Below are 20,983 nucleotides of genomic sequence, written 5' to 3' on the forward strand. Positions count from 1 at the left end.
CCAGATTAAAATAGACTTTATTATTTCAGCTTTTTAGATGTTTAGACGTGTCTGATTCTGGTTCTGATTCTGGTTCTGATTCTGGTTCTGATTCTGGTTCCGTCCCAGTTTTCATCAACAGATTTATCCTTGGAAATGGATGCAGAATCCCATAGAACCACTTGAAAAACCTTGCAAATACGTTGTTTTTAGCTTGTTTCGTCCTTTTTTCTTCCCTTTTTCATACTTAGAGCGATTGGATGGAATAGGGACAGATACAGAAACAGAGCCGGCAGGATCTTAAATCCTGTCGGCTCTGCGAGTGTATTACTTTATTCTATTTTCGGCCGGATAACAGATACAGAACCGGAGGGATAAAAATAATAACTATTCAAACTCGCCGAGTTAAATCCATTTCTAAACCTTTTTGTATAGAGGATTTAATTCGTCGTGGTTTTATTTGATACAGATTATCCTTATCCTAAGGTCTATTCGGACTTTTGCTATCAAAAATCTATCTGGGCCATCCTATCACGGGTTTTGCTTGAGACTGATGAATTGGTGGCTTGGAAGTATTATAGCATGGTTTTGTCGAGTTTTCTAGTGAAACTTCACTTTTCCTAATCTGACATTACTCACTCATATAATCAAGCATTTGCTGATTCAATTTTTCCTTTACTATTCGCCACTCCGGTAAGAAAATATCCATATACTTCTGGAATTGCTCGTTGTGATTTCGCTCTAACAGGTGTACCAATTCATGAGTTACGACATAGACAAGACACTCAGGAGTTTTTTTCGCAAGCTGGAGATTGATCCAAATTCTTTTTTGGTCTATATTGCAAGTTCCCCATTTGGTACGCATGTTTTTGACCTTCCACTCAGATGCATGAACACCTACAACTTGTTCACATTTTTGTATGACTTCCGGCAGCTTATTTTTAAGTTGATTTCGATACCAATCATTCAAAACACGCTCGCGCTGCTCCGTAGTGCTTTCAGGTCGCACTTGCAAAATCAAACGCCCATCTGTAAGGGACACCCCGTTCCTAACATTTGAGTATTGTACATCCAGACGATAACGCCGCCCCCAAACGTAATAGGTTTCTCCGGTCACATACTGTCGCTTTGTTTGTCGTGCTTGTGCTTCAAAGTTTGCACGCTGCTTTTTTATCCAAGAAATTCGGGATACTGCAAACATTCGGATAGCATCATCTCCGGCGGAGTACGGCACAGTAATTTGGACTTTCCCATCAGGAGGCAGAACGCGAATGTACATATTTTTGATGTTCTTTTTTGTAACAGCAATGCTCATGTTGCCGATTTGTATTTCATCCACTAAAACTCACTCTGCTCCTTTACCAATACAAGCAACCGGTCAGCTTCCTGGTCATCTTTCACGATAGCCCGAATAGCACGCCAGATTTTACGCTCTTTGATTTTGCTTCCCCGAAAATTATCTTGTTTGCTGGACATGACAGCATCATAAATCTGATTCGCCACAACCGCATTCCCGTTAAGATGGTCATAAAATGCTCGCTTAGCGGCACTCTCCCGGATTTCCGGAGGATATTCCGTTCCGCTTTCCGGCTTATGTACTTTCCTTGCCAGTTCTACAACTTGACGCAGATACTCCTCGTAGTTGATCACATCATTTTTGCGCTTTTCAATCAATTCACGAAGGAGCGCAGACATCTTTTCATAGTATTTTGGGTTACTTTGGGTTTTTTCAACAATTTCCTTGCCAATATTGTTCTCGATAGTCTCTGCAACTGCTTCCTTCTCTTTGGGTGTAGAGGCAGGCATATCCTTCAGCGCAGAAATCCCGTTGTCTACCAACAGCTCAACCAGTGTTGCTCCTCCAAAGGAGGTCAATACACGACTGGGATCAGCCGACAAATAGGTATCGATTAAATGGCGCATGTCCGGATCATATTTCTTCAAATCCACATAGTCGCCACTAGCCAGACGCACATCGTCACGCACCTTGATGTAGTAGGTAACTTCTCTCTCCAGCGCCTTGATCTGTTCCACAGTATAGTGGTACTTTTCCTGCAATTCGCCCGATACTTCACCAAAAGCGCGAAGAGCTGTCGCTGACAGATTGTAAAGCTGTTCCCGCTTGGGCATATTCTCTTCCAATTCATCCAAGTCAAAGGCTTCGGTGTTGGCACCACAGAAATAATGGTAGTAGTCCACCATATCTTTGGGTGGAGCCACAGGCTCACACAACGCGCGAAGAGCTTCCAGAGAGTCCTCCAGCTGTTCCTTAGCCTTGTCCAAACGATCTGTCAGCAAGCCAGAGACATCTTCCTTATCGTAGCAGTCAAATGCTTCGGAAGTATAGTCTGCAACCGCATTTTCCAAGGAGCGAAACAGGTCTTTGTAGTCAATAATATACCCAAATTCCTTATCTTCACCATCCAGACGATTGACACGGCAGATTGCTTGGAACAAGCCATGATCTCGCATAGACTTATCAATATACAGATAAGTGGCAGGTGGTGCATCAAATCCTGTCAGTAGCTTGTCCACTACGATCAGCAGTTTCATCTGTTCCGGCTGCTTAATAAATTTTTCCTTGACCTCTTTTTCAAATGCCTTCGGGTCTTTTCCACCCAGCATCTTCATGTAGATCTCGTATTGCTCCACAGCCTCGGTCTCGCCATCATCACCTACGGTTTCAGTGCGAATATCGCCCACCGCCGGTTCGTATGAAGTCACGATGGCACACTTGCCCTTCAGCTCGGTTTCCTGAAACAATTCGTAGAATTTGCATGCCTGATAGATACTACCAGCCACCAGCATGGCATTACCCCGACCATCGTGCAGGCGCGGTTTTGTCTCCATATCAAAAACAATATCCGCTACAATCTGTCCTAATCGGGCCTTGGAGCTGAACATCTTTTGCAGATTGCCCCAACGCTGTTTCAACTTAGCTTTTGCCACACCGGTCAGACCGCGCGTTTTTGCCTCAAACCAGGCGTCGATTCGATCCTGCTGGACAACATTCTGCTCTACTTCTCGGGCCTCATAACGCAAATCCAGAACTACCTTATCCCGCACCGCTTCATCAAACTTATAGCGATGAATATAAGGGCCAAATACCTCCAGACTGGTCTCCTTATCCTTTTTCATCAATGGAGTACCGGTGAAACCGATAAAGGTAGCATTCGGCAAAATGGTTTCCATCGCTTTGTGGAGCTTGCCGGATTGGGTACGGTGACATTCATCCACAAAGACATAGAAATCGCCTTTGGGAGAGAAGTTTTCCGGCAGCGAGCGTTTCAGTTCCTCAATAAATTCGGCATAATCAGACTCATCACTTTTTCCTCTGCTTTTCTTGCCGAATTTATGGATAAGGGAACACATCATAACAGGAGAGGTATCATTGATTTTCTGGATCAATTCGCTTCCCCGGCGAATACGGACAATGCTCTCATTGACTCCGGCAAACACCTGCTCGATCTGCACATCCAGCTCGTCCCGGTCGGTGATAATCAGGATACGGCTATTAGAAATATTCTCTTTGATCCACTTGCTGAGCCACACCATGGTCAAGGATTTTCCAGAGCCTTGGGTATGCCAGATGATACCGCCCTCATGACGCCGCACAAAATCCCGCGCTGCCATATTGCCAAAGAACTGATTAGGCCGACAGGTCTTTTTCACTCCGCTGTCAAATACGATAAAATTGTGCAGCAGCTCTATAAACCGTTCTTTTCGGCACAGAGAAATCAGGTTTTTGTCCAGACGCAGGGGATATTTTTCGATTTGATCACGCACTTTTACGGAAACATCATCTTTGGCATTAGGATCTTCTTTCCAGGAAAGATAATACTTTTCCGGTGTGCCAGTGGTACCGTAACGAGCCCCCTCCGAATCATTGCCAGCCAGGACAAGCCCAATGGTTGCAAAAAACTGCATGATCATATCATGGCGCTGGTTAGTCAAGTTTTGACGGATACCCTCAGACATAGAAACTGTGCTGCGTTTTAGTTCGATGACAGCAAAAGCGATACCGTTGATGTATAGCACCAAGTCAGGACGCTTGTGCTTGATAGTGACTTCCTCGGCAATGTAAAAATCATTTTCCAGCGGATGCTCCCAGTCCACAAACTGGACGGTGATTTTATGCTGGCCGACGAATTCGCTGACCTTGACGCCGTAGCGCAGCTTTTTATAAGTCTGCTCGTTCAGATCGTAGAGGTTTACCGACTGATCTCCGGCAGCATCTTGCAGCTCCTTCAGAGCACGACTGATGAGTACCGGCGAATAACCCTTGCCAGTCAGGAATTTCGTCAACAGTTCGGTTTCAATATTGGAGTTTTTCCTCTCGGTAAAATCGCCCAGATATGTATATCCAAGTTCCTGGACAAATAAATTTATGACACGCTTCTGCGTGGCTTTTTCCCGTTGGCCGATACTCATGGCTCTCCTCCTCCACTTGAATATAATTCATCGAAACAAGCTGCATGCCGCGAAAAATCCGACTCGGCAATATTTTGAATAATTACTTGGCACCAATGCTGGTATTCAGAATTAAAAAACAGATTATTACGCATTTTCTTTGAGCATTTTGGTGCAAACATATCCTTCACGCAAAAGGCTAACGCCCAACTTTGGATTGGAACAGTAAACTTTATGTTTTTCGTTCCTATTTTTTGTAAGAATCGTGCGGACTGCGTTAATATCCACTCATTTTCAGGTGACCACTCCGTTTTTGTATCCCAGCATCGTACGATGGTATTTATTATTTTACAAAAGATGCTTGCGACATTGTCTGCCAGTTGAATCAGTTCCTCTGCTTGACTATCTGCAAACTTAACAGCCACATCGAAATGTTTAAGTTCTTGCTTTAGCATTTCATCGATGCCTGAAATATTATCATGAACAATATCAATTTTTCTGGTATCACAGTTGTGTTCAATTTCAATCACTTCCAGCAACTCTGATAGGGCATTAAGATTGATAAGATTAGCAAATTTCCGATTCGAATAACTTCCAAATTTAAGAAAATCATTTGCAAATATTTCTTCGAATCCTTTGTTCTGAATCTCTGAAACAGCAAAAACCAATCCATTTCCAGCCGGCGGAATATGTTGATATGAATAGGTTTTTAAGTATTCAAACAGATCATGCACGCTTGCCTTTGTAGCTCGTTTTGTTAGTTTGCAAAATGTTGCAAATAACTCATCTTTTTCTTGAGAAAGGTCACTCACCAGCGAGTAATATTCTACCGGGAACTGTTCTCTTGCTCGTTCTCCCAAAATGGCAAATAACAAAAGCGATGCCAGATAGAATTTTTTATCGTACAAACATATAGAAAAATGAATGTCGTCTATAATATTATTCAGAAAATATTCTAAAGCATCGTTATTTTCTTTTGCAAACAGAGAGTTTCCTTTCAGTTCTTTCTCAGATGCAAATCGGTTCTTAAATGCTGCATATTTCTGACGAAGCAGCTGCTCACTTTGCAAATCATGAGCAACAACAGCTGCCAAACAAAAATGGCGCTGTGTTCCATAATTTAGTTTTTCATTCTTATCAATTATGTCACCAGTATTTCCCGCTTCATCTAGAAATAGACGCATTCAATATGTCACCTCCCGTAGGTATTAGCTTTCAAATAAATCTTGGCACTTTTTAATTGCTCGCTGAATCTCCGAATCGCAAAAATAGGCCTTTTTCAGTTTAGCTATCCATTCTTTATTTGAGGAAATCAAATTCTTAATCGAGGCTACGGAAATTTCCTTGCCTTCCTGCTTTAAGTCACAGATTGCCATATCTACCGTTGCAAAAAGCTCTAGATCATTAACATTTGTGTACTGGAACTGGGATACCAGCCAATCTATATCTGTTTGTTTCCCCCAGTCCTGCAAATAGGCCAGTGCCCGCTGCATTTGCGCACCTTTTTCAAAACAGCTACCCTTTTCATTTCTTTTGACCAAGATATACTTATTCTTTTGAGCAATCGGCTCACCGCCTTTATAGCGGACTTCATCAGCGTAGGGACCAGCCGCTTTTTTATGGAAGGCGGAAATATCCGCTTGTTCCTTGCGGCGAACCAAATAGAGCAGTTTCTGAACTTTTTTACGCCCAAGAGGATACTTTTCAGAGTAGAAAGCATTTACAATTCCTGCAATCATAACTGCATCATCAAAATGCTGATTGTGTGCCTGCTGAGGCTGTTTTTTCTGAACCGCTTGTGTCTGCGGCTGATCTTTGCCATCTGCATCTACCAGTCGAATCCGCCCGGTAAGTAGTTCCTGCATCATGCCCTGCTTGATCTGTTGGTACTTCGCCAGTTTCTTTTCCAACTGTTCAATCTCACAGTCCATATCAGAAAGAACTTTAGCGATGGCTTTCTGTTCTAGAACGTTTCTTGGCAAAAGTATCTCAAACTCTTCAAACTGTTGTTTACTAATAATAGGAACAGCTGTCTGTCCAGCCATCAATTTCAATTTCTCTTTGTTATAAACTAAACTATAGTATACAATTTCATTATAAAAATCATTATTACAAACGATAGCATTTATCTGTTGGTTTGTCGCCAACGGAATAGCAGCAATTCCGTTTAATCCTATTGATGCTATACAAGTTACAAGTACCGATTCAGCAGGCAGGATTCTACAGTAATTCTTTCCTTCGCTTGTCACATGTTCATAAGAGGAAGAAATGTATTTTCCTATAAAGTCGCGCGCACTCACCCATGGGAAATTTCCGCCCCATAAATTTCTATTACTGCGGGGTGGGGTCGATCCTGTTACAACAACACCGATTTCTCCAACTTTATATTTTTTCCATTCCCCAGAAAACCCCGGCAGTCGTTTTTTGCCGGTGAGCAGTTCCTGCATGGCCCCCTGCTTGATGGCTTTCTTTTTCTCAATCAGCTTTTGCAGGGAGGAAATCAGGCTATCTATATCGGAAAGGGCTTCAGCGATGGAGGTTTGCTCACGAAAAGAAGGATACAAAATTTCTAACCCAAGTAGTTGCTCTTTGCTGATGTTTTTCATACTATTACTCGTTCCAGTAGCACAGTTCTGAATTAACGAGCGATATTTTTTAGAGCTGAGAAGATAGTTCAACCACTTGGCACTGACATCAACATCTTTCTTAAAATTGGTCTGCCAGATTCGATCTGGTAAATAAATTTGAGGATCATCACATGGCACATAGGCACATTCTCCAACCAATTCAGGGGTATTCATACGGCTAATCAAAATGTTTTCTTTCCGCAAGCTGCACTTCAATCGTGCAACTTCTCGGGGAAGCACAGGCTTTTTCTCAGAAAGATTTAATTTCCCCTTTGAAATTGCAGAAGTTTTTAATATAAAAAAATTGCCTGAAGTATCATCCTCGCCAGAATTAACGCTAACTCCCGCTACAAGTGAATCAATCACATCATTTAAATGACCTGGAATCCAATGCTTTTTCACCACACAAACCCCATCCTTTCCAGATGAGATTTGACCTTGGCCTCATACTGTTCCACTTCATCTTCGCATTCCTTCAGGGTATACTCATACCGCTCTACCAGTTGGGTCACACGGGCCGAAAGATGATGGGATACTGCCTCGTGAATGGCGTCTATCCCGCTGTAAATAGCGGCAAACCACTTTTCCTCCACCAGCAGATGGAGAATCTCCTCCAGCGTCAGCTGGGGGTATTTTTTCTCCAGTTTGGTGTCCAGGTCTGCCTCGGCCTGCTTAATTGCCTTTTTGTAATTACTTTCGGCATCCAACAAGGACATATACTCTTTTAATGCAGCCAATTCTTCCTTGGCGGCGGGATCTTTCTTTATTGCCTTGATCCGGCCGCTGATAGTGGCCTTCTTCAGATCATCCAGCTGAGCAAACAGTCCGTCCTCACCGCCATTTTCTTCGGCCAGTTCTTCCAACTTAGCGGACACCTCATCCAGTTGACCCCGAAGGGTATCAAGCGCCTTAACATCCTCCTCAAAAAAGTGTGCGGCAATCAAAGCCTTGGGGAGCAGCTTACCCTCAAAGCCCTTGATCTTATCGGTCTTGACCTCGATGGTCTGGCCGTTTTCTTTTTTCTTCTTGGTCACATACTCATAGGCAATTTCTCGCCCGGCCTCATAGCCGTCATAGCAGACCGCATACACATCGTCCTGCATGGTCTCCGCCCAGTACTCCATCAGCACTTCATAGACATCGTATTTGTTGAGAAGAGGTACCTGGGCAAAATCATCAAGGAGCTGCTCGGAAATTTTGGCAACCAGCTCTTTGGGTTGAATGTCCCGGCTGAGTTCCATCAAATCGTGGGTAACGGTCTCCTTCCATTGGGCATAGGCATCGTCCACCTGGTCGGCATGGCGGATAAACTCCGGGTGGGAGGTAATCGTGGAAACCACTTCGTCCTTGTCCACCGCCGGACACAGATATCCCGGACGCAGCGGCTGAAACAGGATTTCCTTCAAAGATGGATATACCGCCCAATATTCCGCCATGCTGTCCACATCGGTTTCTGGAATGCCGCCGTTTAGGTGAGCATTGATGTCCTGTAAATCTTCCGGCTCGCTGCTATCAATATAGCGCGGGATATTCAGGTTGTACTCGTTGGTGACTTTGATCTCCTCGTTCGGAACAAACCGGGCATACTTGGGGTCCGATTCATCCATTGTAAGGAAGGTGGTCACGATCTTGTGAATATCCTGTTCCCGCAGGCGGTTCTTGTTGCCATCCTTTACATAGCCTTTGCTGGCGTCAATCATGAAAATGCCGGTACGATCAGCAGCATCCTCTTTGTCCAACACCAGAATACAGGCAGGAATTCCTGTGCCATAGAACAAGTTGGCAGGCAGACCAATAATGCCTTTGATATATCCCCGGTCAATGATCTTTTTGCGAATATCAGCCTCGGCATTGCCTCGGAACAACACACCATGAGGCAGAATGATTGCCGCCTTGCCGGTAGATTTCAAGGATTTCAGGACATGCAGCAGCCAAGCGTAGTCGCCGTTTTTCTCCGGCGGCACGCCCAACACAGCCTCGCTGTATCGCCCGTAAGAATCAGGGATCGTAATACCGTCCATCCAAGATTTATCCGAGAAAGGCGGATTGACTACGATGTAGTTGAAGGTTTTGAGCAGTTCAGGGTTGTTCTCATCTTTATACTGGGGTGCAGACAAGGTGCTTTTATTGCCGACAATGACGCCAGCGCCCTTGTTGTGTAGGACCAGATTCATGCGGGCAAGACCGGCGGTGGAGTTGTCCTTTTCCTGTCCATAGATGGAAATCTCGCAGGGGGCCTCATCCGCCGCACGAATCAGCAGCGAACCGGAACCGCAAGCAGGATCGTAGACTGTCATGCTGGGGTCGGTAGCTTTATCAATACCGATTACCTTTGCCATGATACGGGAGACTTCGCCCGGCGTATAGAACTGACCCTTGCTCTTACCGGAATCCTGGGCAAATTTCCGCATCAAAAATTCGTAGGCATCGCCCAAAATGTCATCACCGCCAGCGCGGTTGTTGGTGAAGTCCAACTCCGGTTTCTGGAAAATTTCCACGAGACCAGAGAGCTTATCCACCGCTTCTTTGTCGGTGCCCAGTTCCTCGCTGTTGAAGTCGGCAATGTCAATAATACCTTTCAAGTCGTTGGCTTCTGCCAGCTTGCCAATGATGATATTGATGCCTTCACCAATGTTTTTCTTGTATTTCAGCGCAGCAATATCGTCAAAACTACCGCCTTCCGGCACTTCAATGTCCCAGTTATCGCTGCTCTTGAAGCGGTCGGACACATACTTTACAAACAGCAGTGTCAGAATGTAATCCTTATAACGGGCGGGTTCCACACCACCTCGCAGTTTATCGCACGCAGCCCATATTTGGCTGTAAATTTCGCTCTTTTTAATTGCCATCGGTATCTCTCCGTTCCTTTCTAATTTCCTGTCAGGTTCCCATTTATTCCTCCAACGGAACGGGGATATATACCATTTTCAGGGGGATCATTTTTCGATATTTGACACTGAGCTGGTCGTAATATTTCAAGACCAAATCCACAAGCTCTGTGCCGTTAATACCCCGAATAATAGGAGTGTTATCCAGGTATCTCTGCGCATTTTTGGTATAGTTGGACAGTGTCACAAACAGGCCATAATCTCCTTCACGCATAGCACCTTTTAAGGACTGTATGGTAGTCTCTTTGATATCTCCATCCTGGCTTTTGACCTGGACAACAATGCGGGGCGGCAGTTCGTCTTTATAGGCGGTAATGTCGATACCGCTGTCACCACCATGCGGCGACAGAATCGTGCGGTAGCCCATAGCTTGCAAAAGATTTGCTACAAACGGCTCCAAATCATACCCTTTGAGATTTTTACTTAGCTCTTTTAAGATAAAATCGCGAGTGGCCTCGATGATTTCATCCGCCGTTTGTGCAACCGTCTCATCAGTATCCGGTTCCACAATATCGCCTTTAAAGTTTTTATCCAAAGCTTTCAAATACTCATCCGCATAGTTTTTCACCTGGAAAAAGCTCAGTGCCGAGCCGACTTCGTGCAGAGCCCCCTGGGAAAAGGCTGTGCGTGGCAAATGTTTAAGCCACTTTACTTTCCGGCGATTGGGATATAGCGCTGCAGTATCCTCATAGAAATAAGAGCTTTCAACAATTCCAATGTTGATCTTACGGTCAATCTTAGAGGGGAATACAACATAGTCACCTTCCTGTACCTCATGAACGAATCGGTACAGCATTCCGGCACTTGTAGCAATTGAACCCTTTTTAGCGTCTGGATAGACGGCGTTATACTTTTCTTTATAAGCATCACGGGATGCGATTATGGACGACAAGTTACCCATTCCTTCCCATCCGATTGCAATTAAATTTTGATTCAAAAAAAGTGGGTCATCCATGGTATGGATTCCCCAAACCGTTTTGTTTGCTGCCGCCATCACAGCCACACTCCTATCCGATCTTTTATGGCTTTTCAGTCTGCAATAGTCTTATAAATCGAAAGAAACTGTCAAACATCAAACCCTGTTGTCAAATTATCTTTGTCTATTTTTCTTCGGGAACAAACTCCAGAATATCGTCCACGCCGCACTCCATAACATGGCAGATCCGTTCTATACTTTCGATGGAAACATACTCGTTTCGCTTTAGGCGGGTGATAATATTGGCACTAAAACCAGCCTTTTCTTTCAGCTGTGCGTTACTTATCTTTTTGTCGATCATCAAATGGAATAAGCGGTCATAACAAATCGCCATTTTAATTCCTCCAAGACAATAAATGCTTAAGTTTATTTTATCACATTATCGTGAAAACTCAACTATTAGTTATCCTCTCGAAGAAAAATCCACCAAAGGCGTATCTTTTAGCATATTGCTTCTAAACGGATTTTATTTTTAATCTAATGGAACGATCTTTGTTACAGTTTTTAGATACAGTTCTGGCTCACCATTCAAAATCAGCTCAGCATAGGCCAGCGGATCGTTGTAGATCAGCCAGTCTAGCTCTGACCGCTGATACATACTATTCGCCACTTCGTTCTCTACGGCGGTGCAGTCGATGGAAATCAGTGACCCATCATCCAGGCGCAGCTCCACGCAGGCGGTGTCCAGGTTGAACTCACAGGACAAAATCTTTCTCATAGTCGTTACCTCCTGATGTTTAAATTTCGGTTGATTTTCCGCAGAGGCACAAGGTCGGTTTCGTTAATTTTAGAATCTGGCAAGCAATGCGTGTGGCTATCCACACACAAATCCGGCAAGCAATGCGAGTGTTAATACACACTCACATTTTCTGCCGTCTGCTTGTTGAGGGCAGCGCCCCCAAGCCCCCTTGAACACAGAATTTCATTCTGTGGCTGCGCGTTCTGCGAACGCTTTTTGCCCTGTACCCGGTATCCTGTTTCGGGACATAGTGTGTCGTGAAACGCGACATCCTATGGCGCTTTTGGAGTACCCTAAAATGGGGTACCCTCTTGAATAATGGGGTGGCAAAACGCCACCTCATCCGAGATATTTTTTAGCAGAATTTCTTTGCCCAAACTGCTGTCAGCCATTCCTTCTGGCAGCAGAAAAAACAGGAGCGTGTCACGCTCCTGTCCCTACCAACATAGAGAAAACTTTTATGCTAATCTCATCGGTGAAATTAGTCTAAACGGAAGCTTATCTTACCAGCGAAAATCCGGGAACACTCCACGCTTGTCCAGATACTCCTGCCGAGCCTGCTCCCGTTCTTCTGCGGTGGGTGCAGTCTTATATTTTGCATACAGTTCATGCCGCACCATCGCATCCAACTTTTGCTCCAACCCCTGATGAATTTCCTCAGCATAATCATCGTCATAGGCCAGATGATACCCCACCAAAGCTACAAAAAGGTCATAGGGAATTTGTACACTTTTCATATTCATTTCCTTTCCGCGACGGTTGCGACGATAGCGACGGTGTTTTTGACGGTATCATTTTCACCGTCGCGACCGTCGCTATCGTCGCGCCCCTTATTCTTCGGTTACTTCACAGGCAGTTGACTCTATCAGCAAGGTCAATTTCACTTGCCGACCGGAGTGTTTGGCCTTATTTTCATAGCCAACATGGTATTCCTCCAGCAGCCTGCCTGCCTTGACATTCAGGTACTTAGTGAGGGCATTGGAGGCTATTCCCGTTTGGATGGCTTCAGCCAGTTCGGATGGAGAGCCGATCCACTCCCGGCACTCGGTGGAAACCAACTTTGCAACCGCATCCAGCACCGGGTCCGGCGGTTCTTTATACAGTTCGTTTTCCATGCGTTCCAGATTCCAGATCTGGGTCTGCGGGTCCTTTTTTAAGTAAAGGATCTGATCCGGCTGATCCCGCCCCACAACTTTGATGGTAGCGTCCAGCTCCGTGCGTTTTTTCTTCTGCATCAGCAGCGAACCATCTGCACAGCCCAGCAGCCCAGTGGTGCCGGAAATCGTCTCAAAGGAATCGTCTGCCTGCTGCTTTCGGGTGTGATGAACGGTCAGAACACAGATACCGTGCTGATCGGCAAACTGCTTGATTCTGCCGATGATCTCATAGTCGCTGGCATAGCTGTACGCTTCGCCGCCTACCTCACGGATCTTCTGCATAGTGTCAATGATGATGAGATTGGTGTCCGGGTGCTCCTGCACGAAATTCTTCAGCTGTTCATCCAACCCATTCCCAATCTTTCCGGCGGCGGTGGCGAAGTGGAGGTTGGGGGTATCGTTCACGCCGTACATCATAAACATCCGGCTCTGGATACGCTGAAAATCATCTTCCAGCGCAAGGTAAAGTACCGTCCCCTGATGGACTTTATATCCCCACAAATCCTGCCCGGTACTGACATGGTAGGCAATCTGAGCCACCAGGAAGGACTTGCCGATTTTGGGTGCGCCGGCAAGGATATATGCCCCTGCATAAAGCAGGCCTTCCACCACCGGAGGCCTACTCTTATAGGTGGTTTGGAACAGCTCTGTCATGGTGAGTGTATGCAGGTATCGGGGGTCTGTCATACGCTGTATCTTGCGGTACATTTCTTCCAGACTGTCCTGGGAGTTTACAATTTCATCGTTGCTTTTTTGTCCGGAAGTGGGTATACTATTTTCAGAGTTTTTTGAGATTGACTGCCCATCATCTGCGCCAACAGATGAACCCTGGGCGGTCATTTTCTTTTTCTCATCGATCATAGGCGAATTCCTCCTGCATCCCGTTCATAATGGTTGTAATCATTTGGATCGTGTCCAGCAGCTCGTCGCTCACGCCCTGTCCGGCTTCGATTCGGCGCAGCTCGTCCAGCACGGCAGACAACTGATCCCGCAGGGCTTTGTAAACCTTTGGGTTGCCCTGCACCACCACATCTCGTTCCAATAGCCGACGGATAATGTAATCCTGCTTGGTCAGGCCGGTGAGTTTCACCAGGGTTTCCAGTTGGAGATCCTCTTCCGCCGATACTCGAAAAGCCACCGTCTTGTTTCTCCAGCGGTTGTGGTTGTCATAGTTCTTCTTGGACATCTTCTTACACCCCCTTCTCATTTTTCAGTGAATCCAACTTGTCAGCCATTTCCACCTGTCGAGTGGGGAACAGATGGGCATATCGGTAAGTGATGTCGATACTCTCATGCCCCACACGCTCTGCAATAGCCAGGGCGGTAAAGCCCATGTCGATCAACAAACTGATGTGGCTATGCCTCAAATCGTGTATGCGAATCCTTTTCACCCCAGTTTGCTTACAGCCACGGTCCATTTCTCGGTGGAGATAGCTTTTGCTGATGGGAAACATCCGGCTGTCCGGCTCCACTCCATAAAGCTGCTTGAGGTAGTCCTGGAGTTCATCACAGAGGAACTGCGGCATCTGGATCACGCGGTTACTCTTGGGTGTTTTAGGCGTAGTGACCACATCCTGCTTATTGAGCCGCTGGTAAGACTTATTGATGGTGACAGTGCGCTTTTCAAAGTCAAAATCTGCTGGGGTCAGGGCCAGTAGCTCTCCCTCACGGACACCGCACCAGTACAGTACCTCAAAGGCGTAGAAGGACAACGGCTTGTCCATCATGGCTTCGGAAAATCTAGTGTACTCCTCCCGGGTCCAGAACAGCATCTCCTTTCGTTCCTCCGCCCCCATGTTACCAGCCTGTCGAGCTGGGTTGAGGTTCAGGCCGTAAAACCGAGCAGCATGGTTGAAAATGGCGCTAAGCTGGTTGTGAACTGTCTTCAGGTAAGTTTTCGAGAGAGGTTTGCCGTGGCAGTCCCTCAACTCCCGGATTTCATTTTGCCAACGGATAATGTCCTTTGCCGTGATCTCCGAGAGTTTTCGATTCGCAAAATAGGGGAGGATCTTTTTCTTAATGATACTCTCCTTGGTGAGCCAGGTATTGAGTTTCAGCTTGGGTTTAATGTCCTTTTCATAGAGAGCAACGAAGCTCTCAAAGGTCATGTTCACATCAGCCTGTTTTTCCATCAGGAACTCCCGTTCCCATTCCAGCGCTTCTCGCTTGGTGGCAAAGCCACGCTTGAGCTTCTGCTGGCGTTCACCCTTCCAATCGGTGTAGCGGAATTGAACATACCAGGTGCCATTGTCCTTATTTTTGAACGCTGCCATAATTATTTCTCCTTCCTTTCTGTCTCAGATCTTGTACCGTAGAATTTTTCGTGGAAAAACTTTCGGTCAATTCGCCCGGCAATGGTGATGCAGCCGGTTTTAGCCAGTTCCTCATTCATCTGTCGAATGATCCTATAGGCAAAGGGGATGGAGATCACCAACTCCTCCGCCACTTCGTTGACACGCATAAAAATCTGATTTGCCATAGTAAATACCTTCCTTTCTTTGTTGATCGTTTCTGCCTGCTAATTTTGCTTTTCATAAAGACCTCCTCACTTGCTACTGCCACTTTTTCTCGGTTTCGCAACCAAAAATCTGATGGTCCATTTGATTTACTATATTATCTAAACTTATTAGCTTAGTATTTTTATAATACTATACATATAAGCTTAGTTCAAGTGTTTTGAAAGAAATTGAAAGAAATATTATTAAATAAATTTGCTTAGATTATCTTGACAAAACTAAACAAATATGCTATGCTTCAAATAAGAACAATCATAGATTGGAGTTGGTCACATGGCGATTGGTGAACGAATTCACTTTTTCCGTCTCCTGCGGGGGATGACACAAAAATATCTTGGCATGTCACTGGGCTTCCCGGAGAAGTCTGCTGATGTGCGCCTTGCACAGTACGAAACAGGATCAAGAACCCCAAAGGCAGACCTGGCCGCTGCCCTGGCTGAAGTGCTGGATGTCTCGCCTCATGCACTCTCCGTTCCGGATATAGACTCCTATGTGGGGCTCATGCACACCCTGTTCACCCTGGAGGACAAGTACGGGCTGAAAGTCACCGAGCAGGACGGTGAGCTTGCCTTACAGGTGGATTTCCGCAAAAACCAGGATGCTGCCCGGCTGCATGAGATGCTTTGGGCCTGGCGGGAACAGGCCGCCAAGTTGGAGGCCGGAGAGATCTCTCAGGAGGAGTACGACCGCTGGCGTTACCATTACCCGGAGTACGACAGCAGCCAAATCCGCGTCAAGATGCCGCCGGAGGGTCTGATCTAACCCCTCTCACTTGTAGGCCACGGCAGAGGCCGTTTGTTGCACAAAATCAGAAAAATCAGATAAATGAGAGCAAAATAAAAAAGGTCTAACTGATCAGCAAAAATCAGTTAGACCTTTTACTTATGAATAAAAAGATGAGGATTTTTAGGCTACTCGCAAGCCACCCGATTTTTCTTTTCAAACTCAATAAATCGGGATTTGACGAGTGCTATCAATCTGCTATCAAATGGGGATTTTGAAAATCAAAAACCCAGTGTTTATGCGGGTTTGTGGGCCCTCATATCCACTTTTTGCTTATTCAAACTCCTCGGCGGATAGCTTGAACTGGCTGTTTTTCTTTGATTTTTTATGATTTTATTATCCTTATTATCTAAAAAAACTGTCATATTTGCATCAGTCAAAATTTTTAGAGCCAAAATAGAGCCAGTCAAAGCTGGCATCTTCCCTTGTTTGCTCTATTACTATGGTGCTCGCCACGGTACTCTAATGTTTAAAAAGGAACTTTAGTATTTTTACCAGCTTACCTATACATAACAGAAAAATACATCCCAGTAAAGCATATGCAATATATAATTTATTTTTTAATATATAATTAACAATATCTTGATTAGTTATACAACTTACTGCTAATGCTAAAATCGCAATAATCGACGAAACAGCAGTTAACATTAGAACACTCTTTTGTATTCTAAAATTTTCATTTGAATTTCTATAATCTATATTAGTATCAAGATAATTATTTATTTGATTAAGTACTTCCGCTGCCTCTTTAACTTTCACATATTGGGTTCCAAACAATCGCTCTGTAATGCTATGCTCTATTCCTATCTTACCAGAATATAAAAAATTTACGATTTCATTATTAGCATTTATATGTTCATTAAATTCATTGAAAAATCTTTTGTAATATAAAATTTCTTTTTCAATTACTTTTTTAAAATTCAACCAAATCCTCAACCCAAAATTTTGTATATTAAATCTGTTGATACACTCCATATACTTTCCAACACGTACATATGTCTGACTAATAAAAGTATTTGCCACCAAATACCGTGAATAATAATAACGAATATCCATAGGAAACGAATATTCTCGAAAACTCCCCTCTCTTTTACTACCCATACCATTATATATACAATCTATATCCCCGTTCTCATTTGACCAACTTATACAAGCAGAGTTATCCTTAAAAAAGTCACATATTTGGGGAGCTCTTACATTTATGCTAGACCAAAAATGACTATTAGCATTTCCGTCAATATTCGTTCTATAAACATTTATACTAGGTAAAAGTTCATTATCATTAGTCAGATATATTGTCATTGTGTTTTTCATTATTCTAAGAATGTTCCATTTTATATTGTTAATACAATCATTAACAAATTCTTTTTTATACACATACCCCGAATAATCATTCCATCCCATTTTATAAAATTCATAACATTTAAGATTTTGTCCATTTAAGTAAGAAAATCCTTCAATTTTATCGACATATATATTGCTTAACTTATCAACCAAATCTTGCTTTAAAACTATTGTATAAAGTACCACATTTAAAGATGTTGTTAAATCTTGAAATCCTATATATATTGCTTTAATATATTCTGCCAAAGGTGATGTATCCTTTATTCCAAAACTATATACAGGCATTCTGAACCCATTTGTTCCAAAACCACTTATTTCTAAAACTCGTTTATCCTCATCTCCAACACCCATATCAAAACTAACATGTTTTTTTCTAAATTCAGCCAACTGCTTCAAATATTGTGGTATATTTTCTTTTGGCAAACAATCAAACATATGAATAAAATCTACATTTATAAATGGTTCCCCATTAGCTATTTTTGCAGAATTATCTTCTTCTCTTAAGCGATAGTTTTCTTTAAATAACCAATATCTTTCCTCCCTTTTCGTTAAAGGAATTCTATACATTGTTTTTTCTCGTATATTTCTATACAATATACACATATTAGACATTATTTTATCCCTATAAGTCATACGTGCTTTATTAGGATAGTTCAACTTTATGCCATATTTTTTCTCCAAAGGTTTATAATCTAATACTGGTTTCATAATAACTCCTCGGCAGATAGATTGAACTGGCTGTTCTTCCCTGCATTTTTCTGAATTTATCATCTATATTCTTCAAATTTTGTTCTTGTATTTGTGCCAATGGTACTGTTCAAGTGTTAAAATCTCTTCTGTAACACAACAGAACTTGATTTTAAGTTCTAAAGTATGCCTTTCTTCTATGATCTACACGCTTTCTACATCTGAATGCCTTAAAAAAACGGAGCTTCTAAGGCGTAACACAGCATACGAAAAATTTTAGGAACTTTTTGTATTACCTTTACAAACATTAACAATATTTGTCTTTTCCTTAACTTCCACTCACCACTCTAATCATCTAGCAAATCCTGATAACTCACTCCCAGAACTTCCGCAATAACTTTCAACTCAATATCCGTCACAAACCGTTTGCCGCTTTCTATCCTCTGCACAGCATTTTTATCAATGTCCAAACCTGCCCTTTGAAGCATATCCGCCAGCTTTCTTTGTGACGTTTTTTCTGGTAGCTTCTCTCTGATTTCCTTTATCCTCTGCCCGCAAATATTATTGCCGCCGTCCCCTGCCTTATTTTTATACATAAAGTCCTCTCCCATTTTTGACATTTACTAATTGTCATTTTTTTCATTATATGCTAAACTATGAAATAAGTTGACATTCAGTAAGTGTCATTAAAATACTTTTTAGCAAAGGAGACGCTATTTATGAAAAGCATATTACTAAGATTGTATGACGGTGAGATTTATCCCGCCGAGCAGTTCAATCTCAAAACAGAGGAATATCGTTCCATGCGTCAAGCACACTACCAACACTATGAAGATTTTATTGAACAGTTAAAATCTCTTGACCCGCCGCTACACGAAAAATTCATTGATATCATGGACGAGCAGCTTGACGAAGTTCCTCTTGAACTTTCCGGGACATTCCTTGAAGGCTTCCGTCTGGGCGCGCGCATAATGATTGAAGTTTATCAAGGTAATTACACAGACCATGAAGAATAATTTTTTCTGCTCGTAAATCCTCCATTTGACAGTCAAAACATAGAGGGCGGAACAACCAATATCTCGTTGTTCGCCCTCTCCAACATGGCGCTAGCGCCATGTTTCTATATGTAATCAAGGAAAAATCAAATCTCACGCTCCAACTTCCACAGCTTATGCTTTACTTCCTGCTGTTTTTCATACAACTCGTCCCTCCTGCCACAAATTTCTTTCCCTCGCTCTAAGGCTTCTCTAATACTTTTCCTCCGGTCCGGCTCCTCCTTTTTATATTCCGCCATCAGAGAACGGATTTCATTGTTGTTCTGCTTCCGCTGATTGTCCAGTATAACCCAATTTACCAACCGCTCCGCTTCCCGGTCTGTCTCAAAATCTGCATATTGTATAACCTTTGCACATAGCCGGAGCATGACTTTTTTCTCCATGTCTGTCATATCGATACCTCCGTTTTTTTGTATTGTTTAGGAACCGTCAAGCACATTTCTGCCGCTTTTTGACCTTCAATAATAGTGTTTACCTCTTGTTCTCCAAGTCCGGCTTTCAGACGCTCAAAATCTTTTAAATCTGTTGAGAGCGAAAGATTTTTTTCTTCTTCCTGCTTTACCCGTCCATCCAAATAATTGATATTTCTTTGAAGCCGCTCCACTTGCTGTTTTAATTTATCAGCAGCTTCTATCAACTGGACATTCCGAACAAGCACCGCCACCAGTGATTCCTTGACTTTCTCTAACAAGGGCATTGCTTTCTTATCCCGATAAGTTTTTGCCGTTGTCAGAGCCGCCGGTTCCGGCAACTGCCATGCGGGATTTTCACGAATGACGTGAATATTCTTCTCTGTTGCTTTTTTATCAGTGGACAGCTTTATGATTTCCTGCTGTATCGTCTGTTTTTTCCCTTGTAACCGTTTCAAGTCTTTTGTTTCACTAGAAACACTTTTCTGTATCTCTTGTATGCTCTGGCTAATTTCTTCCTTTTGGGAGGTAAGTATCTGCACCTCCTTTTCCCGTTCCTGCTTTTCAAAATCCAATACGCTTAAATGCTTTCTATGGGTTCCCTTTTGCTTCCAGATGACACCATAACGCTCCATAACTTTTGCCAGTTCCTGTTTTTCAGAAGCTATCCACTGGTTCCATTCTGTCTCCTGCTTAGTGCCGCCCTTAAAGCCCATAGAAGCAAGCGCCTGTTTCATGGAAACTCTTGTGTCCAGTCCCCTCTTACTTCCAGATACAAATGGGACAAAATCTATATGTAGGTGGGGCGTTTCTTCGTCCATATGGAGATGAGCGGAGAATACTTTAAGATTGGGATTTCTTTGCTGAAAATTTTTCATAAATTCGTCCAGAATTTTCTTCGCCAATTCGCCGTTTTCGCTTTGGGCATTCATATCGTCTTTGTTGCCTATCTGAAAAATGACTTCATGAAATAATTTTTCCTGTTTTGATGTCCGTATCTTTTCATAATAATCATTTATCTTCCTGTCATTTCGTGTCTGCTTTTCATTGTAGCGTTCTAAGGCTTTATCAAATAACTCGTGATAAACAGCCTTGATATTTTCGTTGCAATATTCTATATTGTATTGAGTATAATCTTCCTTTACATTCTTTGCCTTGAACGCTCTGCTATTGTGAGTGAGGGAGCCTTTTCCCACCATACCGCTGATTGTCCTCTCGATAGTCTTATCCTCCTTTCAGCAAATCAGGGGCGGCGTTTAAGCCGCCATAGCTTTGTTACTTTCGTCGAAAGTAACGCAAAAGCACTTTTGACAGGTTCCCTATCAAAAATGCAGACCTGCAAGCAGGTTTTGCGCCCTGCGGGGGCGAGCTGTCCATAGGACAGCTTATCGTCCTTCGGACGGAAGCGGCTG

19 protein-coding genes are annotated in these 20,983 nt (G+C 43.4%); 2 read left to right on the forward strand and 17 right to left on the reverse strand.

The window, feature by feature from the left end:
• Positions 1-610 precede the first annotated feature (610 nt).
• From I2H39_RS14800 to I2H39_RS14860, 13 genes are all read right to left on the reverse strand, one after another.
• The gene (locus tag I2H39_RS14800) at positions 611-1,318 is read right to left on the reverse strand and encodes a SprT family zinc-dependent metalloprotease (RefSeq protein WP_002566177.1); all 708 of its coding nucleotides are present in this window, start codon (positions 1,316-1,318) and stop codon (positions 611-613) included.
• Entirely contained in the window at positions 1,318-4,410 is a 3,093-nt protein-coding gene (locus tag I2H39_RS14805) for an HsdR family type I site-specific deoxyribonuclease (RefSeq protein ID WP_195626815.1), read from the reverse strand. Before I2H39_RS14805 ends, I2H39_RS14800 begins: the two co-directional genes overlap by 1 nt.
• Complete coding sequence (locus I2H39_RS14810) at positions 4,407-5,573, reverse strand: DUF3800 domain-containing protein (protein ID WP_195626816.1); 1,167 nt, start codon at positions 5,571-5,573, stop codon at positions 4,407-4,409. Before I2H39_RS14810 ends, I2H39_RS14805 begins: the two co-directional genes overlap by 4 nt.
• A 24-nt stretch (positions 5,574-5,597) precedes the next feature.
• Positions 5,598-7,421: a restriction endonuclease subunit S gene (locus tag I2H39_RS14815; RefSeq protein ID WP_227146107.1), complete on the reverse strand. Its 1,824-nt coding sequence runs from the start codon at positions 7,419-7,421 to the stop codon at positions 5,598-5,600.
• Positions 7,415-9,865 (reverse strand): type I restriction-modification system subunit M, encoded by a 2,451-nt coding sequence (locus tag I2H39_RS14820; protein WP_195626817.1) that lies wholly within the window; start codon positions 9,863-9,865, stop codon positions 7,415-7,417. The genes I2H39_RS14815 and I2H39_RS14820 overlap by 7 nt, the downstream gene beginning before the upstream one ends.
• Before the next feature lie 43 nt (positions 9,866-9,908).
• Complete coding sequence (locus I2H39_RS14825; protein WP_195626818.1) at positions 9,909-10,898, reverse strand: restriction endonuclease; 990 nt, start codon at positions 10,896-10,898, stop codon at positions 9,909-9,911.
• Between the two features lie 106 nt (positions 10,899-11,004).
• A complete protein-coding gene (locus I2H39_RS14830) occupies positions 11,005-11,214 on the reverse strand; it encodes a helix-turn-helix transcriptional regulator (RefSeq protein WP_072684431.1) in 210 nt (69 codons plus the stop codon).
• Between the two features lie 138 nt (positions 11,215-11,352).
• Positions 11,353-11,598 carry a DUF6061 family protein gene (locus tag I2H39_RS14835; RefSeq protein WP_072684430.1) on the reverse strand — a complete coding sequence of 82 codons (246 nt, stop codon included), beginning with the start codon at positions 11,596-11,598 and terminating at the stop codon, positions 11,353-11,355.
• A 524-nt stretch (positions 11,599-12,122) separates the two neighbouring features.
• A complete protein-coding gene (locus I2H39_RS14840) occupies positions 12,123-12,356 on the reverse strand; it encodes a complexin-2 (protein ID WP_072684428.1) in 234 nt (77 codons plus the stop codon).
• Positions 12,357-12,449: 93 nt separating this feature from the next.
• Positions 12,450-13,637: an AAA family ATPase gene (locus I2H39_RS14845; protein ID WP_072684427.1), complete on the reverse strand. Its 1,188-nt coding sequence runs from the start codon at positions 13,635-13,637 to the stop codon at positions 12,450-12,452.
• Positions 13,627-13,962, reverse strand: coding sequence for a hypothetical protein (locus I2H39_RS14850; protein WP_002566187.1), 336 nt, complete (start codon positions 13,960-13,962; stop codon positions 13,627-13,629). The genes I2H39_RS14845 and I2H39_RS14850 overlap by 11 nt, the downstream gene beginning before the upstream one ends.
• A 4-nt stretch (positions 13,963-13,966) precedes the next feature.
• Positions 13,967-15,049, reverse strand: coding sequence for a site-specific integrase (locus I2H39_RS14855; protein ID WP_072684426.1), 1,083 nt, complete (start codon positions 15,047-15,049; stop codon positions 13,967-13,969).
• Positions 15,050-15,051: 2 nt separating this feature from the next.
• Positions 15,052-15,255, reverse strand: coding sequence for a DNA-binding protein (locus I2H39_RS14860; RefSeq protein WP_195626819.1), 204 nt, complete (start codon positions 15,253-15,255; stop codon positions 15,052-15,054).
• Between the two features lie 310 nt (positions 15,256-15,565).
• Between I2H39_RS14860 and I2H39_RS14865 the strand changes: the two genes are divergently transcribed.
• A complete protein-coding gene (locus I2H39_RS14865; protein WP_072684425.1) occupies positions 15,566-16,054 on the forward strand; it encodes a helix-turn-helix transcriptional regulator in 489 nt (162 codons plus the stop codon).
• A 483-nt stretch (positions 16,055-16,537) separates the two neighbouring features.
• On the opposite strand, the gene I2H39_RS14870 is transcribed toward I2H39_RS14865, so the two are convergent.
• Together I2H39_RS14870 and I2H39_RS14875 are read right to left on the reverse strand one after the other, a co-directional pair.
• Positions 16,538-18,127, reverse strand: coding sequence for a hypothetical protein (locus tag I2H39_RS14870; protein ID WP_195626820.1), 1,590 nt, complete (start codon positions 18,125-18,127; stop codon positions 16,538-16,540).
• 326 nt (positions 18,128-18,453) lie between these two features.
• Complete coding sequence (locus I2H39_RS14875) at positions 18,454-18,702, reverse strand: helix-turn-helix transcriptional regulator (RefSeq protein ID WP_195626821.1); 249 nt, start codon at positions 18,700-18,702, stop codon at positions 18,454-18,456.
• Between the two features lie 123 nt (positions 18,703-18,825).
• Here I2H39_RS14875 and I2H39_RS14880 point away from each other — a divergent pair, with 123 nt between their 5' ends.
• On the forward strand, positions 18,826-19,122 hold the full coding sequence (locus tag I2H39_RS14880) for a DUF6809 family protein (protein WP_195626822.1): 297 nt from the start codon (positions 18,826-18,828) through the stop codon (positions 19,120-19,122).
• Between the two features lie 125 nt (positions 19,123-19,247).
• Here I2H39_RS14880 and I2H39_RS14885 read toward each other — a convergent pair whose 3' ends face one another.
• Positions 19,248-19,553, reverse strand: a complete 306-nt coding sequence (locus tag I2H39_RS14885; RefSeq protein WP_195626823.1) for a hypothetical protein — start codon at positions 19,551-19,553, stop codon at positions 19,248-19,250.
• Positions 19,550-20,770: a plasmid recombination protein gene (locus tag I2H39_RS14890; RefSeq protein WP_195626824.1), complete on the reverse strand. Its 1,221-nt coding sequence runs from the start codon at positions 20,768-20,770 to the stop codon at positions 19,550-19,552. Before I2H39_RS14890 ends, I2H39_RS14885 begins: the two co-directional genes overlap by 4 nt.
• Between the last annotated feature and the right edge of the window lie 213 nt (positions 20,771-20,983).

Origin of the sequence: Clostridium sp. 1001283B150225_161107_B6 (genome assembly GCF_015556325.1) — a bacterium.
Classification (GTDB): Bacteria; Bacillota; Clostridia; order Lachnospirales; family Lachnospiraceae; genus Enterocloster.

Excerpts from the sequence above, each read along its gene's own strand:
- I2H39_RS14875 (WP_195626821.1), bottom strand. The coding sequence starts at position 18,702 with ATGTATAAAAATAAGGCAGGGGACGGCGGCAATAATATTTGCGGGCAG.
- I2H39_RS14810 (WP_195626816.1), bottom strand. The coding sequence starts at position 5,573 with ATGCGTCTATTTCTAGATGAAGCGGGAAATACTGGTGACATAATTGAT.
- I2H39_RS14890 (WP_195626824.1), bottom strand. The coding sequence starts at position 20,770 with ATGGTGGGAAAAGGCTCCCTCACTCACAATAGCAGAGCGTTCAAGGCA.
- I2H39_RS14820 (WP_195626817.1), bottom strand. The coding sequence starts at position 9,865 with ATGGCAATTAAAAAGAGCGAAATTTACAGCCAAATATGGGCTGCGTGC.
- I2H39_RS14865 (WP_072684425.1), top strand. The coding sequence starts at position 15,566 with ATGGCGATTGGTGAACGAATTCACTTTTTCCGTCTCCTGCGGGGGATG.
- I2H39_RS14805 (WP_195626815.1), bottom strand. The coding sequence starts at position 4,410 with ATGAGTATCGGCCAACGGGAAAAAGCCACGCAGAAGCGTGTCATAAAT.
- I2H39_RS14835 (WP_072684430.1), bottom strand. The coding sequence starts at position 11,598 with ATGAGAAAGATTTTGTCCTGTGAGTTCAACCTGGACACCGCCTGCGTG.
- I2H39_RS14825 (WP_195626818.1), bottom strand. The coding sequence starts at position 10,898 with ATGGCGGCAGCAAACAAAACGGTTTGGGGAATCCATACCATGGATGAC.
- I2H39_RS14845 (WP_072684427.1), bottom strand. The coding sequence starts at position 13,637 with ATGATCGATGAGAAAAAGAAAATGACCGCCCAGGGTTCATCTGTTGGC.
- I2H39_RS14870 (WP_195626820.1), bottom strand. The coding sequence starts at position 18,127 with ATGAAACCAGTATTAGATTATAAACCTTTGGAGAAAAAATATGGCATA.
- I2H39_RS14880 (WP_195626822.1), top strand. The coding sequence starts at position 18,826 with ATGAAAAGCATATTACTAAGATTGTATGACGGTGAGATTTATCCCGCC.
- I2H39_RS14860 (WP_195626819.1), bottom strand. The coding sequence starts at position 15,255 with ATGGCAAATCAGATTTTTATGCGTGTCAACGAAGTGGCGGAGGAGTTG.
- I2H39_RS14885 (WP_195626823.1), bottom strand. The coding sequence starts at position 19,553 with ATGACAGACATGGAGAAAAAAGTCATGCTCCGGCTATGTGCAAAGGTT.
- I2H39_RS14840 (WP_072684428.1), bottom strand. The coding sequence starts at position 12,356 with ATGAAAAGTGTACAAATTCCCTATGACCTTTTTGTAGCTTTGGTGGGG.
- I2H39_RS14855 (WP_072684426.1), bottom strand. The coding sequence starts at position 15,049 with ATGGCAGCGTTCAAAAATAAGGACAATGGCACCTGGTATGTTCAATTC.
- I2H39_RS14830 (WP_072684431.1), bottom strand. The coding sequence starts at position 11,214 with ATGGCGATTTGTTATGACCGCTTATTCCATTTGATGATCGACAAAAAG.
- I2H39_RS14850 (WP_002566187.1), bottom strand. The coding sequence starts at position 13,962 with ATGTCCAAGAAGAACTATGACAACCACAACCGCTGGAGAAACAAGACG.